Annotated in this window: 14 protein-coding genes and 1 tRNA gene; 9 read left to right on the forward strand and 6 right to left on the reverse strand. The window is 72.3% G+C overall.

Annotated elements, in window-relative coordinates; all coding sequences use genetic code 11:
• The first annotated feature begins 161 nt into the window (after positions 1 to 161).
• The 4 genes from E4P40_RS21250 to E4P40_RS21265 are packed head-to-tail and all read left to right on the forward strand — an operon-like array spanning position 162 to position 4,464.
• Positions 162 to 1,949, forward strand: a complete 1,788-nt coding sequence (locus E4P40_RS21250) for a FixH family protein (RefSeq protein WP_135160448.1) — start codon at positions 162 to 164, stop codon at positions 1,947 to 1,949.
• Between the two features lie 45 nt (positions 1,950 to 1,994).
• Entirely contained in the window at positions 1,995 to 2,723 is a 729-nt protein-coding gene (locus E4P40_RS21255) for a YcnI family protein (RefSeq protein ID WP_135160449.1), read from the forward strand.
• Positions 2,720 to 3,391, forward strand: a complete 672-nt coding sequence (locus E4P40_RS21260; protein ID WP_135160450.1) for an SCO family protein — start codon at positions 2,720 to 2,722, stop codon at positions 3,389 to 3,391. The genes E4P40_RS21255 and E4P40_RS21260 overlap by 4 nt, the downstream gene beginning before the upstream one ends.
• The gene (locus E4P40_RS21265; protein ID WP_135160451.1) at positions 3,388 to 4,464 is read left to right on the forward strand and encodes a hypothetical protein; all 1,077 of its coding nucleotides are present in this window, start codon (positions 3,388 to 3,390) and stop codon (positions 4,462 to 4,464) included. Before E4P40_RS21260 ends, E4P40_RS21265 begins: the two co-directional genes overlap by 4 nt.
• 18 nt (positions 4,465 to 4,482) lie before the next feature.
• Here the strand turns inward: E4P40_RS21265 and E4P40_RS21270 are convergent, their stop codons facing one another.
• From E4P40_RS21270 to E4P40_RS21285, 4 genes are read right to left on the reverse strand one after another with little or no spacing between them, the layout of a single operon-like run.
• Positions 4,483 to 5,298 (reverse strand): phosphocholine cytidylyltransferase family protein, encoded by an 816-nt coding sequence (locus E4P40_RS21270; protein WP_245160485.1) that lies wholly within the window; start codon positions 5,296 to 5,298, stop codon positions 4,483 to 4,485.
• The gene (locus E4P40_RS21275; RefSeq protein WP_135160453.1) at positions 5,285 to 6,412 is read right to left on the reverse strand and encodes a CDP-glycerol glycerophosphotransferase family protein; all 1,128 of its coding nucleotides are present in this window, start codon (positions 6,410 to 6,412) and stop codon (positions 5,285 to 5,287) included. Before E4P40_RS21275 ends, E4P40_RS21270 begins: the two co-directional genes overlap by 14 nt.
• Complete coding sequence (locus E4P40_RS21280; RefSeq protein WP_209305451.1) at positions 6,409 to 7,236, reverse strand: HAD-IA family hydrolase; 828 nt, start codon at positions 7,234 to 7,236, stop codon at positions 6,409 to 6,411. The genes E4P40_RS21275 and E4P40_RS21280 overlap by 4 nt, the downstream gene beginning before the upstream one ends.
• A complete protein-coding gene (locus E4P40_RS21285; protein ID WP_245160486.1) occupies positions 7,233 to 8,840 on the reverse strand; it encodes a mannitol dehydrogenase family protein in 1,608 nt (535 codons plus the stop codon). The genes E4P40_RS21280 and E4P40_RS21285 overlap by 4 nt, the downstream gene beginning before the upstream one ends.
• A 488-nt stretch (positions 8,841 to 9,328) precedes the next feature.
• Between E4P40_RS21285 and E4P40_RS21290 the strand changes: the two genes are divergently transcribed.
• The 5 genes from E4P40_RS21290 (at position 9,329) to E4P40_RS29085 (ending at position 12,425) form a co-directional block, all read left to right on the forward strand.
• Complete coding sequence (locus tag E4P40_RS21290) at positions 9,329 to 10,096, forward strand: M23 family metallopeptidase (protein WP_135160454.1); 768 nt, start codon at positions 9,329 to 9,331, stop codon at positions 10,094 to 10,096.
• A 12-nt stretch (positions 10,097 to 10,108) separates the two neighbouring features.
• Complete coding sequence (locus E4P40_RS21295; RefSeq protein WP_245160487.1) at positions 10,109 to 10,501, forward strand: AraC family transcriptional regulator; 393 nt, start codon at positions 10,109 to 10,111, stop codon at positions 10,499 to 10,501.
• 48 nt (positions 10,502 to 10,549) lie between these two features.
• Complete coding sequence (locus E4P40_RS21300) at positions 10,550 to 10,963, forward strand: VOC family protein (protein ID WP_135160455.1); 414 nt, start codon at positions 10,550 to 10,552, stop codon at positions 10,961 to 10,963.
• Positions 10,964 to 11,075: 112 nt separating this feature from the next.
• A tRNA-Ala gene (locus E4P40_RS21305) sits at positions 11,076 to 11,148 on the forward strand.
• Between the two features lie 179 nt (positions 11,149 to 11,327).
• The gene (locus tag E4P40_RS29085; RefSeq protein ID WP_245160488.1) at positions 11,328 to 12,425 is read left to right on the forward strand and encodes a hypothetical protein; all 1,098 of its coding nucleotides are present in this window, start codon (positions 11,328 to 11,330) and stop codon (positions 12,423 to 12,425) included.
• Between the two features lie 439 nt (positions 12,426 to 12,864).
• On the opposite strand, the gene E4P40_RS21320 is transcribed toward E4P40_RS29085, so the two are convergent.
• Both E4P40_RS21320 and E4P40_RS21325 read right to left on the reverse strand, forming a co-directional pair.
• Positions 12,865 to 13,032, reverse strand: coding sequence for a hypothetical protein (locus E4P40_RS21320; RefSeq protein ID WP_245160489.1), 168 nt, complete (start codon positions 13,030 to 13,032; stop codon positions 12,865 to 12,867).
• A 575-nt stretch (positions 13,033 to 13,607) separates the two neighbouring features.
• Positions 13,608 to 14,343, reverse strand: a 736-nt coding sequence (locus E4P40_RS21325; protein WP_135160457.1) for an EVE domain-containing protein, incomplete at its 5' end; no start/stop codon positions are given.

Genomic DNA, 14,343 nt, shown 5'->3' on the forward strand with positions numbered 1-14,343 from the left:
CTCCCGGTCACGCTCGCTGACCTCGGCGCCGGTCACGTGCACGCCGATCGGGCGGTCGCCCACGTGCTCCTGTTCGCCGGGGTCGGCCTCGTGGCCGCGCTCGCCTGGCGGGGCCGCCGGCGGTCGGCCGAGCGCGCGGTCGCCGCCCGGCGGGTGCACGCGTGAGGCGCGTCACCGCCCTGCTCGTCGCCCTCGTGACGGGCTGGCTCCTGGCCGGGATCGTCGCGGCCGGTCCGGCCGCGGCCCACGCCGAGCTGGTGTCGACCGACCCCGCCGAGGGTGCGCGGCTCGACCGGGCGCCGGACACCGTCACTCTGCGCTTCAGCGAGCCGGTGTCGATCGGCGCCGGCTACGTGCGCCTGCTCCATGCGGACGGGACCGTCCACGTGAGCACCGCCTCGGTCGACGGCGGCACCCTCACCCTCACCCCGCGCAGTGACCTGCCCGACGACACCGGCTACCTGGTGACGTATCGCGTCGTCTCGGCCGACTCGCACCCGATCTCCGGTTCCTTCTCCTTCGTCGTCGGCGACGCCGAACTGGTCGCGGCCGGGGCGGCGGCCGACGCCGACACCACCGACCCGGCCGTCGCCCTCGCCCTGCCCGCGGCACGGTGGGCCGGGTTCGCCGGCCTCGCGCTGTCCATCGGGGTGCCGCTCCTGGCGCTGGTCTGCTGGCCGGCCGGCTGGTCGTCCGGTCGCCTGCGCCGGCTCGCCGTGGGCGGCGCGGTCGCGGTCGCGATCGCCGCACTCGCCGGCTTCCTGCTGCAGGGGCCGTACACGGCGGCCGCGGGGCTGCTCTCCGTGGCCGACCCCGGGCTGCTGGCCGCCACCGCGCAGTCCTCGATCGGCTGGGCGCTGCTGGCGCGGGCGGTCCTCGGCGTGGCTCTCGCGGTGCTGCTGCGCGAGGTCTGGCGTCGCGGCGGGCCGCCGTCCCCGGCGCAGGTGGGATCCGGCGCGGTGCTGGCGGCCGGTGTGGTGCTCAGCACGGCGGCCGTCGGGCATCCGGTCGCCGGGCCCTGGCCCGGCCTGGCGGTCACGGTCACCGTCGTCCACGTCGCCGCCATGGCCGTCTGGCTCGGCGGGCTCGCCGGGCTGCTCGCGGCGGTGCTCCGGCCCGACGTCGCGCCGGACGACCTCGCAGGGGTGCTGCCCCGGTTCTCGCGGCTGGCTTTCGTCTCGGTGGCCGCGCTGGTGGTGAGCGGCACCGTGCAGGCGGTCCGCGAGGTGGAGTCGCCCACCGCGCTGTTCGTCACGACCTACGGATGGGTGCTCGTCGCGAAGCTCGTCCTGGTCGCCGTCCTCCTCGCCGCGGCGGGGATCTCCCGCGTCTGGGTGCAGCAGCGCCTCGGCGTCCGCGGGCCGCGTCCCGGCGCCCGGCGCAGCATCGCCGCGCACGCGTTCGCGGCCGTGGGGGGCGGCCCGCAGCACGACCAGCCCCACGAGGACGACGCGCCCGCGGAGATGCGCGAGCACCTCCAGTCGGAGAGCGCCGCCGAGCACGTGCCGGCCCTGCGTCGCTCGATCCTCGTGGAGGCCACGATCGCGGCCGTCGTCCTCGTGCTGTCCGCCGTCCTCGTCGGCACGCCACCCGCACGCTCGGCCGTCGCCGAGCCGGTGGACGTGCTGCTGCCGCTGGAAGGCAGCGCCGGGCCGTCGGGCAGCGTCCAGCTGTCCGTCGACCCCGCCCGGCCGGGGGCGAACACGCTGCACGTCTACCTCTTCGACGACGCCGGCGCTCCCACGCAGCCCGCCGGGATCACCGTGAGCCTCACCGAGGCGGCGCAGGAGATCGGCCCCATCGACGTCGAGCTGCAGCCTGCGGGACCGGGCCACTACGTCGCCGACGGGATGAACATCCCCGGAGCCGGCACCTGGACGCTCGCGGTGAGCGTCCGCCTCGACGAGTTCACAGCCACCGTCGCCCGTACCGAGTTCCCGGTGCGCTGACTCCCCACCAGAGCCTTTCCCTCCATCCCGTTGAACAGGAGTTCCGTGTCCCTGCCCCGCTTCCTCTCCCGGCTCGGCGTCGTCGTCCTCGCCGCTCTCACCGCGCTCGCCGCCTCGATCACCGTCGCGGCGGTGGCCTCGGCCCACGTGACGGTCTCCTCGCAGGACGCCTCGCCCGGCGGCTACGGGAAGCTGACCTTCCGCGTGCCCAACGAGAGCGACGCCGCCTTCACGGTCGGGCTCCGGATCCAGATCCCCGAGGAGGCGGCGTTGGCCTCGCTGAGCACCCAGCCGGTCCCCGGCTGGACCGCGACGTTGACCACCACCGACCTCGAGCAGCCCATCGACAACCACGGGCAGGAGATCAGCTCCTACGTGTCGGTCGTCGAGTTCCGGGCGACCGACGGCGGCTTCGGACCGGGCCAGTTCCAGGAGTTCGCGCTGTCGGGCGGGCCGTTCCCCGACGCCGACTCGCTCTCCTTCCCGACCGTGCAGCTCTACAGCGACGGCACCGAGTCGGCGTGGATCGAACCCACGGTCGACGGCCAGGGTGAGCCGGAGCACCCTGCGCCCACCGTCTCGCTCGTCGCCGCGGACGCCGCCACGACCGACAGCGCCGCGGCGGGCGGGTCCGCCACCGAGGACCACGGCCACGCGGACGTCTCGGACTCGCCGGGCGGGCTCGCCCTCTTCCTGTCGATCGTGGCGCTGCTCGGAGCCGTCGCGGCCACCGTCCTCGGGGTCCGGGCGAACCGACGTACCGTGTCCTCGTGAGTTCCGCCGTCCGCAGCCGCCTGCGCCCGGCAGCGGTCGCCCTGTCCCTCTGCGCCGGCCTGGTCCTGGCCGGCTGCGGGGGCAGCGCGACCGCCGAGGGGGACGGCGGGCACGACCACTCCGCCGGCCCCGCGCAGGTCGAGGGGCCGGACGACGCGTTCGCCGGTCTCGACCTGGTCGAGCCCTACCGCCGGCCGTCCTTCACGCTGACCGACACCGCCGGCGCGCCGTACGACTTCACGGCGGCCACGTCCGGGCGTCCGACGCTGCTCTTCTTCGGCTACACGAACTGCCCGGACGTCTGCCCCACGACCATGGCGAACGTGGCCGTGGCGCTGCGCCGGGTCGACCCGGCGGTCGTGCAGGACCTGCAGGTCGTGTTCGTGACGACGGATCCGGCGTTCGACACCCCGCCGGTGCTCGGGGAGTACCTCGCCCAGTTCGACGCCGACCTGCCCACCCGCTTCATCGGGCTGACCGGGAACCAGGAGGCGATCGAGCAGGCCCAGCTGTCCACCGGCGTCCCGCTCGCGGAGGACGACGGCCGGCAGCACTCCTCGCTGCTGCTGCTGTACGGGAGCGACGACGAGGCGCACGTCGCCTTCGACGCGGGCAACACCCCGCAGGACATCGCGGCGGACCTCGGCGTGGTGGCGGCAGCGGCGTGAGCCGCGGAGCCGCCCGCCTGCTCGTCGTCGTGGTCGGGGTTCTCGGGCTGCTCGCGCTCGCGGGGCCGGCCTCGGCGCATGTCGGCGGCGGCGCGGCGGGCAGCAACTACGACGGCCGCGTCCTCTCCGTCACGCCGGAGGTCCCGGGCCTGACCGTGCGCGTCCTGCAGTTCGGCGACGAGCTCGAGCTGGTGAACCGGACGGCGACCGAGGTGGTCGTCCCCGGCTACGACGACGAGCCCTACCTCCGGATCGGCCCCGACGGCGTCTGGCGCAACGCCAACAGCGCCGCCACCTACATCAACCTCGACCGGTTCGCGCGGGTCGACGTCCCGGAGAAGGCCGAGGGCGGCTCCGAGCCGGACTGGGTCCAGGTCTCGACGGAGCCCACGTACGTCTGGCACGACCACCGCACGCACTGGATGAGCGAGAACCAACTGCCGCCGGTTGTGGCCGCCGACCCGGACAGCGCGCACACGGTCTTCGAATGGACGGTGCCGCTCGTCCACGGGGACACCGAGGTCGCGGTCGATGGCGTGCTGACCTGGACGCCGCCGCCGTCGCCGTGGCTGGTCTGGCCGATCTACGCGGCCGTCGCCCTCGTCCCGGTGGCCGCGGGCCTGCTGGCCCGGACGGCGCGGCCACTGGGCACACTGCTGCTGGTCGGCGGGGCGGCCGCCCTCTGGCACGCCGCCGCGACACCGGCGCCACCGGAGACGATCTCCTCGCACGCGAGCGCCGTGCTCGCGGCGATGCTCCCGGCGCTGACGGCGGTGCTCGTCGCCGTTCTCGGTTTCCGCGCCGCGCGGCGCCGTCGGGGCGCGATGACCGGCCTGCTGGCCGTCGTCCTCGGCTGGTTGCTGCTGGTGCAGGGCCTGCCGGACGTCGACGTCCTGTGGTCGGCGAACGTGCTGTCCGCCGGCCCCCAGGCGGCCGGCCGCGTGGCGGTCGCCCTGCTGCTGGGCCTGGGTGCCGGCTTCGTCGTCGGCGGGATCGCGGCGGTGCGGCGGTTCCGGGAGGCGGACGCCGCGCGCGCCGGGGTCGGACCGGGGCAGCCCGTCCCGGTCGGGTGACCGGGACGGGGCCGCGGGTCAGCCGACCTCGGCCACCTCGTCCAGGACGTCGCCGGGGAGCAGCGTGTTGGCACGAACCAGGTCGGTCTCGAAGTCGACCTCGACCGCCGCGTACTGGGAGATGTCGACCGGCCGGAAGCGCAGGCCGCGCTGCTCGATGGCCGTCTCCATGCCGCGCTCGAAGTAGTCGGTCACGTCGCAGGCACCGAGGTGCTCGAGCAGCGCCGGCTTGTCGGCGGACGACACGAAGTTGATGCCGACCGCCTCACCCAGCCCGCCGACCACGGTCTTCGACAGCTCCCGCACGAAGCCGTCGGCGTCGAGGGTGTACTTGACCTCCTCGTCGGCGACGGTGTTCGTGTCGACGCAGACGAAGCTCTGGTCGGCGCGGAGGAGGGGGAGGACGAGCTCCAGCACCGCCGGGTCGAAGACGACGTCGCCGTTGAGCCAGAGCACACCGCCCTCGCGCGAGTTGCGCAGGCCGCGGAGCAGGCTCTTCGAGGTGTTCGTGGTGGCGAAGTCGGGGTTGTAGGCGAACGTGAGGTCCGGCGCCGCCGCCATGATCATCTCGCAGCGGAAGCCGACGACCGCCGTGATCGGCACGTCGGCGCCGAGCACCGCACGCAGCCCGTCGAGCTGGCGCTGGAGGATGCTGCGGCCGTCCTGCAGCGGCGTGAGCGGCTTGGGGTGGTCGCGGCCCAGGCGGGTGCCCATGCCGGCGGCCAGGATGACGACCTGCAGCGGCGGGGTTGCCGCGTGCAGGTGCGCGCCGCGGCCCGTGGCGGGGGAGCGGCCCCGCAGGACGCTGGCCAGAACACGATCAGAGGTCCGCACGGTTCTCATCTCCCTCGGTGTTGTTGTCGTCGGACGGGAAGAGCAGGGCGAGGACGCGCCGGGTGGCGGCGCCGTCCTCGAGGTGGGTGAAGGTCTCCCGGAAACGGGCGTAGGCCTCGGCGCGTTCGGTCATGATCGCGTCGACGTCGGCGATCGCCTCGACCAGTTCCTTGCTGGTTCGCAGCAGCGGCGTGGGCGCCGCCTCGGCGAGGTCGAAGTAGAACCCGCGCAGCTCGTCCCGGAAGTAGTCGAGGTCGTAGGTGAAGAAGAGGATCGGCCTGCCGGTGATGGCGAAGTCGAACATCGTCGACGAGTAGTCGGTGACCAGGATGTCCGCGGCCAGGTAGAGGTCGCGGATGTCGGGGTGGCTGCAGACGTCGCGGACGACGGATCCCTCCACGATCTCCAGCCGGTCCATGACCATGTTGTGCAGCCGCAGGAGGAGCACGTGGTCGGTGCCCAGCCGCGCGGTGAAGTCGTCGAGGTCGACGGGGAACTCGAAGTCCTGCGGGCCGGTCTTCTTGAAGACCAGGTCGTCGCGCCAGGTCGGGGTGTACAGGACGACCTTCTGGTCGTCGGTGATCCCGAGGTCGGCCCGGACCTCGGCCCGCACCTCGCCGGCCCGGGGGCTGCTGAGCAGGTCGTTGCGCGGCAGGCCGGTCTCGTGGATCGGGCCGGAGAAGCCGAACGCCTTGCGCAGCCGCTCGGTGCTGGCCCGGTTGGGCGAGAGCAGGAGGTCCCAGCGGGCGATGTCGTGCTCGAGATAGGACAGCCGGCCCTCGGGCGCCCACAGGACGTCGTTGTGGATCCGCTTGAGCGGGGTGCCGTGCCAGGTCTGCAGGTACGTCGCGCCCGGGCGCTTCTCCCAGTCGAGGGGGATGTGGTCGTTGGAGACGACGATGTCGGCGCTCTCCAGTGCCGCGATCGACTGCGGGCTGCCGAACTCGACGGTCGCGACGTCGGCCGGGAAGGTGTCCCGCAGGTGCGGGGCGGCCATCCAGGTGTGCGTCGCGCCGGCGGCGGGGGAGTCGGCACCCAGGGCCAGGAGAGCCTCGTAGATCGCCCGGGGGCTGTCGGAGAAGTGCCCGCGGAAGGCGCTGTAGACGATGTTCACCGGGTCGCTCCCGTCAGTGCGTGGTCGCGGCGGGCCTCCCGGCGCGCCAGCGCCGGCAGGAGGAGGTCGGCCACGCCCTGCCAGGAGTCGACGACGGCCAGCACGCCGGCCGCCTCCAGGGCGGCGGCGCGGTCGGCCCGCTCCGCCGCCTGCACGAACAGCAGGTTGCCGATCGTCGGGCACCCGGCGGCGACCGCCGACCGGACGCCGACGACGGAGTCCTCGACGGCCAGCCCGGTCTCCGGTGCGATGCCCAGCGTCGCGCAGGCGTGCAGGTAGACAGCCGGGTCGGGCTTGCTGATGGGCGTGGGGAGGGAGTCCTCGGCGCTGAAGCGGCGGTCGGCCGGGATGAGCTCGTCGAGGTCGGTGGCGGTGAAGCAGCCCGCCAGTCGCGCCAGGGCGCTGGAGCTCACCGCGGCCAGCGGCACGTGCGCCGCGAGCAGGGTGAGCGCCTCGGAGGTGGGCCCGTGCGGCCGGAGGGTGCCGGCCAGGTGGGCCGAGACCGCGCGCTTCTCCTCCACCACCCACGGCTCGACGTCGACATCGGTCACGCCCGCCTCGGCGGCCAGCCGCAGCGCCGTCGTCCGGAAGTTCATCCCCGTCGAGGCCAGCCGGAGCTCCCCGGCGGTGAAGCGCTGCGGGCTGCCGATCTCGGCCAGGAACGCGTTCGTCACCTCGACCGAGGCCTCGAAGGCCGGCTCCTCGGAGGGGAAGAGGTTGCCGTCGGCGTCGCAGAGCAGGTACTGCACTTGCTCGAGCAGCGGCGTCGGGTCGGTCGGCATCGGGCGGGCCCTCCTCGGGTCGTGGGTGCTGGTGGTGCTCATGAGGGCAGTCTTCCGGAACGGTCCAGTGCAGCTCCGACGGTCACGCGGACGCCGTCCCGGTCCAACTGCTCGAGCGCCTGCTCGAGTTCGTCGACGAAGGCGGGGAACCGGTCGAGATCGCCGAAGACGGCGTGGTCCCCCAGCAGTGGCCGGGGGTCGGTGCCGCCGGCCCGGGCGAGGGCCTGCAGCTCGTCGGCGCGCGGGTCGTCGATCCGGAGCTCGCGGCCTCCGGCGTCGGTGCCGCGCAGGTAGCGGAACCAGGCCGCCACGGCCAGGGTGAGCAGGCCGTGCGGCCGGCCCTCGGCGACCGCCTGGCGCAGGGTCGGCAGGAGGTGGTGCGGCATCTTCGTCGAGCCGCGGCGGCAGAGCCGCGAGAGCTGGTCGGCGATGGCCGGATTGGCGAACCGCTGGAGCAGGGTGCGCTTGTACTCCGTGAGGTCGATGCCGTCCGGCGGGGGCAGGAGCGGCGTCACCTCGTCGTCCATCAGGTGCGTGACGTAGCCCGCGAACAGCGGATCGGCCATGACGCGGTCGATGCTCGCGTAGCCCGCGAGCGAGCCCAGGTAGCCGAGCGCGCAGTGGCTGGCGTTGAGCAGGCGCGTCTTCATGAGCTCGTAGCGGGCGACGTCCGGGACGAAGCGGACGCCGACCTCGTCGAGCGGTGGACGGCCGTTGCAGAAGTCGTCCTCGATGACCCACTGCGAGAACGGCTCGGTGATGACCGGCCAGTTGTCGTCCACGCCGTAGCGCTGGGCGACCGCGGCCCGCTGCTCCGGGGTCGTGTGCGGCGTGATGCGGTCGACCATGCTGCTGGGGAAGGAGGCCCGGTCGGCGATCCAGCGGGCCAGCACCTCGTCGCGCAGCCGCGCGAAGCCCACGACGGCGGCGCGGGCGGCGTCCCCGTTGCGGTGCATGTTGTCGCAGGACACCACGGTGAACGCCGGCAGTCCGGCTCGCCGGCGGCGGTCCAGCGCCTCGACGAGGAAGCCGAAGACGGTGCGCGGGCGGTCGGTCTCCCGGAGGTCCCAGGCGATGTCCTCGTCGTCGGCGTCGAACTCCCCGCTCTGCGGGCACAGCCGGTAGCCGCCGCCGGTGATGGTGAGCGACACCATGCGGGTCCGCCGGTCGGTCAGGACGTCGAGGACGGCGGCGGGGTCGTCGGGTGCGTAGTGGTAGTCGGTCATGACGCCGACGACGCGGGCGCGCTCACCGTCGGGGCTGCGCTCGACCACGGTGTAGAGGTGGTCCTGCGGTGCCAGCGCGTCCTTCATGGTGCGGCTGTGCAGGCCGACGCCGACGACGCCCCAGCCGGTGCTGATCCGCTGCTCGGCGACGTCGTCGAAGTAGAGCAACTGGTGGGAGCGGTGGAAGCCGCCGACGCTGAAGTGGACGACGGCCGGGGTGAGGGCCGAGCGGTCGTAGGTGGGAACGAGCAGGTGGCCGGCGTGCTGGCCGAGCGTCTGATCGGAGAGCGGGCGGATGGTGTCTGCGCCCAGGACGGCGGTCGGTTCGTCGAGTGCCGGGCCGGGGGCCGGGAAGACGGGGGTCGCAACCGCTGTCCCGGGGGTCAGGGAGAGGGGCGACAGGAACTCGAACTGCGTCAACGCATCCCTCCGTCTCATCGTTCGTGGGCACGGCTCATCGCGGCCGTCCCGGTCCCGGGCCGACGGTGGATCAGCAGTACAGGGTGTAGCGGTGCCCCCGCGCAATGGGGTCCCGCGCCCGGCTACCGGGCGCGCCTTCGGATCCGCGCGGGATGTTTCACGCTGGAGAACGAGCATGCCCCGGAAAGAGTTCGGCGAAACGGCCGACCACCCGGCCGGGTGTACGGATGACCAGCGGAAAGGCCTTCCGGGGTCGGCAACGTGTCCGGTCGCACAGGAATCCGCACCGCAGCCCCCGTTCCGCCGGGCGTCGTCTCCCACGAATCACACCGGTGGAAGTAACGCCTGTGACCGGTGAGCAGTGTGAGGCAGCTCGCACGGCGTGTCCCGGACGACGCGCCGAACACCCGGTTACGAGAGGGTCACGGAATGTTTGTATGGCGGCACGTCGAACTCCCCTTCGGCTCCGCACACAGACAGGCAGGTGCATGGACGCACGTATCGGCCGGGAGGCCGCCACCGATCTCCTGGTGGGCGTCCGTCCTTCCTCCCGCCACGGTGCCCCGCGCCGCCGCTACGGCTCGGCCCGGGTCAGCCGCCGGCCCGCGCTACTGCTCGCGGCGCTGCTCGCAGGCGGCATCGGTGCCGCCGGTCTGACGCTGACCTCTGCCCCCGCGGCCTCGGCCGAGGCCACCTCGGTCCTGGAGGCCCAGCAGGCGCTGCTGGCCGGGGACGAGGGCCTCGAGGTCATGCCGCAGGCGTCGGTCACCGTCGCGGAGGCCCAGGCGCGCCTGCAGGAGGTGGCGACCTCACGTGCCGCCCGCGCCGAAGCGGAGGCCGCAGCGATCGAGGCGGCCCGCCCCAAGTTCGTGCTGCCCGTCGACGGTGCCCGGCTCACCAGCGGCTACGGCAGCCGCTGGGGGACCTTCCACTACGGCATCGACCTGGCCGCACCCATGCGGACGCCGGAGTACGCCGCCGGGGACGGCGTGGTGCTGCGGGCCGGTGCCGCCAGCGGCTTCGGGCTCGCGGTCTACATCCTCCACGAGAACGGCGACGTCACGGTCTACGGCCACATGGACGAGATCCTCGTCGAGCCGGGTCAGTACGTGGACGCCGGCGAGACGATCGCCCTGCTCGGCAACCGCGGTCAGTCGACCGGCCCGCACCTGCACTTCGAGGTGCACCAGGGCGGCGAGGACGGCCCGCGCATCGACCCGATCGACTGGCTGGACGACCGCGGAGTCAGGGTCTGATCTGATCCACCCGTGGGCAGTGCGGCCGAGGACTCCAACCGCCGCCTGCTCCGGGCCCGGGACGCGATGGACCGCCGCTACGCCGAACCGCTCGACATCCGGGCCCTGGCGCGGGTCGCCCACGTCTCCGAGGCGCACTTCATCCGCACGTTCCGGGCGACCTTCGGCGAGACGCCCAACCGCTACCTGCAGCGGCGTCGGGTCGAGCGGGCGATGTTCCTGCTGCGCTCGGGCGACCGCAGCGTCACCGACATCTGCATGGACGTCGGCTTCAGCAGCCTCGGCACCTTCAGCAGGGTCTTCCGGGAGATCGTGGGGGAGTCGCCCCGCGAGTACCGCCGGCGCGGCCCGCTTCCGCCCGTGCCCTCGTGCTTCGCGATGGCGTGGTCGAGGCCGAGCAAGTGAGCAGTTTCGGAGAAGTTCGCAGGCCCGGATCTCTCTAGCGTTCTGCCCATGTTGAACGCGATCACCATCACCCAGATCTACGTGCCCGACCAGGACCAGGCGCTCGACTTCTACGTCGGGAAGCTGGGGTTCGAGGTCCAGTCCGACGTGAACTTCGGACCGATGCGCTGGCTCACCGTCAACCTGCCCGGCCAGCCCGACCGGGCAGTGCTGCTGGAGAAGCCGGGCCCGCCCTCGATGGGCGAGGAGACGGCGGCCCAGGTGCGCGAGCTGATCAGCAAGGGCGCCGCCGGCGGCCACCTGTTCTTCGCCTGCGACGACGCCTACAAGACCCATGCGGAGCTGAAGGCGAAGGGGGTGGAGATCACCGAAGACCCCGTCGACCAGCCCTACGGCATCGATTTCGGCCTGCGCGACCCGTTCGGCAACCACATCCGCATCGCGCAGATGAAGCAGGCCTGAGTCTGCTCTGGGGTGGTGGCGTCCGCCGCGGGCGTCGCCACCCCTCCGCGGACCGGGACCCCTGGGCCTGTACAGTTGCCCCCGGCCCGGACACACCAGACCGGGTCGGCAAGGGGCTGTGGCGCAGCTGGTAGCGCACCACACTGGCAGTGTGGGGGTCAGGGGTTCGAGTCCCCTCAGCTCCACCCATCTGAGCAGGGCTTTCTTCGTCCTGCGCGCTTTCAACCAATCCTGTGGTTGCAGTTCTGGTTGCAGTTAATCGACCCTTACCTGGCAGCAGCAGGACGCCCATCCGGTCGGCCGCCTCGCGGGCGAGGGCCGGCATGACGTGGCTGTAGATGTCCATGGTCGTGCGCATCTGGCTGTGGCCGAGCAGCTCCATGACCACCCGCGGGTGCACGTTCTCGCTGAGCAGGAGCGTGGCCGCGGTGTGCCGGCCGTCGTGCAGCCGGACGTGCCGGACGCCGGCCTGCTCGAGAAGGCGGGTCCAGTCGTCGTAGTCGGTCTTCTTGTCGATCGGCCGGCCGTTGGGCTGGGTGAAGATCAGGTCCTCGTCGTGCCACTCGGAGCCGGCAAGCATCCGCTCACCGAGCTGGGCGGCCCGGTGCTCGTGCAGGGCGGCGGCCAGGGCGAGGGGCAGGGTAAGGGTGCGGTGACTGCGCTTGCTCTTGGGTTCCTCGTAGACCAGACCGCCGCGGACGCGGTGGATGCTGCGCCGCACGGTGAGGGTGCCGGCGAGCAGGTCGACGTCCTTCCACTGCAGCGCAAGCGCCTCGGACTGGCGCAGGCCGAGGGCCAGCGCGACGGTCCAGCGGGCGGAGTTGCGCACGCCGGCAGCCGCCTCGAGGACGGCGCGTGCCTCGCCGAGGTCGAGGGCGGTGGCGACCTCGCTCGGGCGCTGGGCGGGCGGGTCGACGAGGGCGGCGACGTTGCGGGGGACATGCCCGCGCTGGACGGCGACGGTGAGGGCCCGGGACAGGATGCGGTGATGGCGCAGCACGGAGGCAGGGGAGTAGCCGTCGGCCAGCAGGGCGGTGTAGAGCTGGTCGAGGTGTTCGGGCCGGAGCCGGTCGATCCGGTGGCGTCCGATGCCGGGGATCAGGTGCTTGCGGACGGCCGACTCGTAGCTTTCCAGCGTCCGCTGTCGCACCCGGCGCGGCGCGATGGTGGTGAGCCAGTGCTCGAGCCACCAGGCGACGGTCGGGGTCGACGTCTCACCGACCGTCCCGGAGTCGCGCTTGCGCTCGAGCTCTCGGACCTTCGCCACCACGACGGCGCGGCTCTTGCTGCTGACGTGCCTGCGGTCGAGTGTGCCGTCGAGCTTGAAGCCGACGGAGACGTAGCCGTGCCAGCGCCCATCGGCGCCCTTGTAGATCGTCGACTCGCCGTTCGACGCGCGTCCCGCCATCCGCTACCCCTCGACGCTCGTCCGAGGGCTCAGTCTCCTGGCGCACTCAGGTAAGGGGCAGACGTGCTGTGGATTCACGCCGCGTCCGGCGAAGGCTGTGGACGGGACGGCGGAGCCTGGAGCCGGCGAACGTAGCGCTCGACCTCTGCCTGGGCTATCCGGCAGCTTCGACCGATGTGCACGGGACGCAGCTTCCCGCTCTTCATGAGCGCGTACACCGTCGTGCGACCGATGCGGAGGGCCTTCGCGGCCTCCTCGGGAGTGAGGAGGAGCCGATCGGCGGCCATGACGTTCCGAAGCGGCTGCGGATCACCCATGTCGACCTCCCGGATCAGTCGCGCGTTGCTGCGTGACGGCTGCCGTACACCGTGGGGGAGCGACCTTCCGAACATCTCCAGTACCTACCCAGCCACACCCACCCGCGCGTTGACTTCAGCCGACTGGAGGGTCGAGCGGCTCAGTCTGCTTACTGCAGAAGTTCTGGAGGTCAGGTTCAGTGCGGGTACGGAGCGCCGGTGAGGTGCGCGCGTCGCCGGTAAGCCTCCAGTACGGGCTCCAGGGCGCGCGCCAGGGCTGGCAGGTCGCGGTCGTAGACCCGCCCGTCGTTCAGTTGGCCGGCGAGCTCGCCGAGCAGCGTGGGCCAGTCGCGCCGGGTAGGCACGAGAGGCACCTGGACTTCGACGCGCCGCTCAACGATCTCCACTGCGGATAGTCCCGAGGCCGCGGCCCGGGCCTGCTCCCAGGCGCGGTGCCGGCAGGTGGCCGAGCACCACTTGGGGATAGGTCCCCGTCTTCCCGACGTGATGGGTCCGCCGCACCACCCGCAGGCCGTCGCCGCGGTCCTTCGCGCGGCACCGTGCACGTCCGCTGCGGCCAGGTCCGAGCGGGCCTTCGGGGTCGTCCCTGGGGCATGCTGACGCCGTTGCCGCTCGCGCTCCCGCCGTGGGGCTCGGTGCTCGGGGCTGCCGCTGGTTCCCATGCCGTCAATGCTCCGGACGAGTCTCCAGTAACCCGTCACCACGATTCGGCAGAGCCCGGGTGCATGAGGTGTGATGCCTCGTGATCTTGGAGTCTCCAGTGCTGCTCGGCCCGGGGCGGTCACTGCGTGAAGCCGAGTCCCAAGCGATGCCTTGCTGGACGGCCGGCTTAGCCCTCGGACTTCTCGGTGTCCCTGAAGGCGGCTTATGGGACACCTGCGGTATGGGGCTGCGAGGGAGGGCTGGTCGGCGCAGCCGTTCAGCTGACTTTCGGGAGCCTCGTCCGTTTGGTTCTACGCCGCACGACCGACGCCCCGAGGTCGTCGTGACTCACGAATGCGACTTCCGGGTGTTCCTCGAGAAGGGACTTGCCCCACTTGCCTAGGTCCGCTCCGATGACGATCCCCTTCGTCGGTCGGCCGCCGGCGAGCTCGTTCCGAGCGTTGGCCATGTACCTCAGCACCTGACCGACGGTGTCTCCATTCACAGTGCGCGCTTTGAGTTCGACGACCACGTACTGCCCGCCGGCCTTGTCCCAGTAGACGAGGTCGGCCCGGGTTCGGTCGGCCCAACGGCGCTGCCGGTCGCGCAGCTCGAGCGAGTAGCCCAGCTTTCGCCAGATATCGCCGTTGTCGACGAGGTACCGCTCGAGCGCAAGCTCGTCCTCCAACTCGCGGGCCCTGTGCTCGATCGCGGACCGGAGCTCCTCCGGCCGCCGGTTCGTTAACCGGTCGAGGAGTCGCTTCCATATCGCAGGGGGCACCCGGTGGACGGACCCATTGAAGTTGATCTTTAGTGCGGCCCACTCCGCCAGCGACGGGTCCGCCCTCATGGCCTCGATCGACAGCGGACGGCTGAACTTCTTGACGACGGTGTAGTCGCACCCGTGGGTGTTCCTTCCTGGGACCCCGTCGCCCGCCGAGAGCGGGTACGCGTCCGACTCCGCTCGGACGAGGTACGCGATGTCCTTGCGCTGTCGTGCCCGGTACAGGAGC

It is taken from the genome of Blastococcus sp. CT_GayMR20 (assembly GCF_004570345.1).

Coding starts and splice junctions, on each gene's coding strand:
- E4P40_RS21280 (WP_209305451.1), bottom strand. CDS start 7,236: ATGAGCACCACCAGCACCCACGACCCGAGGAGGGCCCGCCCGATGCCG.
- E4P40_RS21290 (WP_135160454.1), top strand. CDS start 9,329: ATGGACGCACGTATCGGCCGGGAGGCCGCCACCGATCTCCTGGTGGGC.
- E4P40_RS21300 (WP_135160455.1), top strand. CDS start 10,550: ATGTTGAACGCGATCACCATCACCCAGATCTACGTGCCCGACCAGGAC.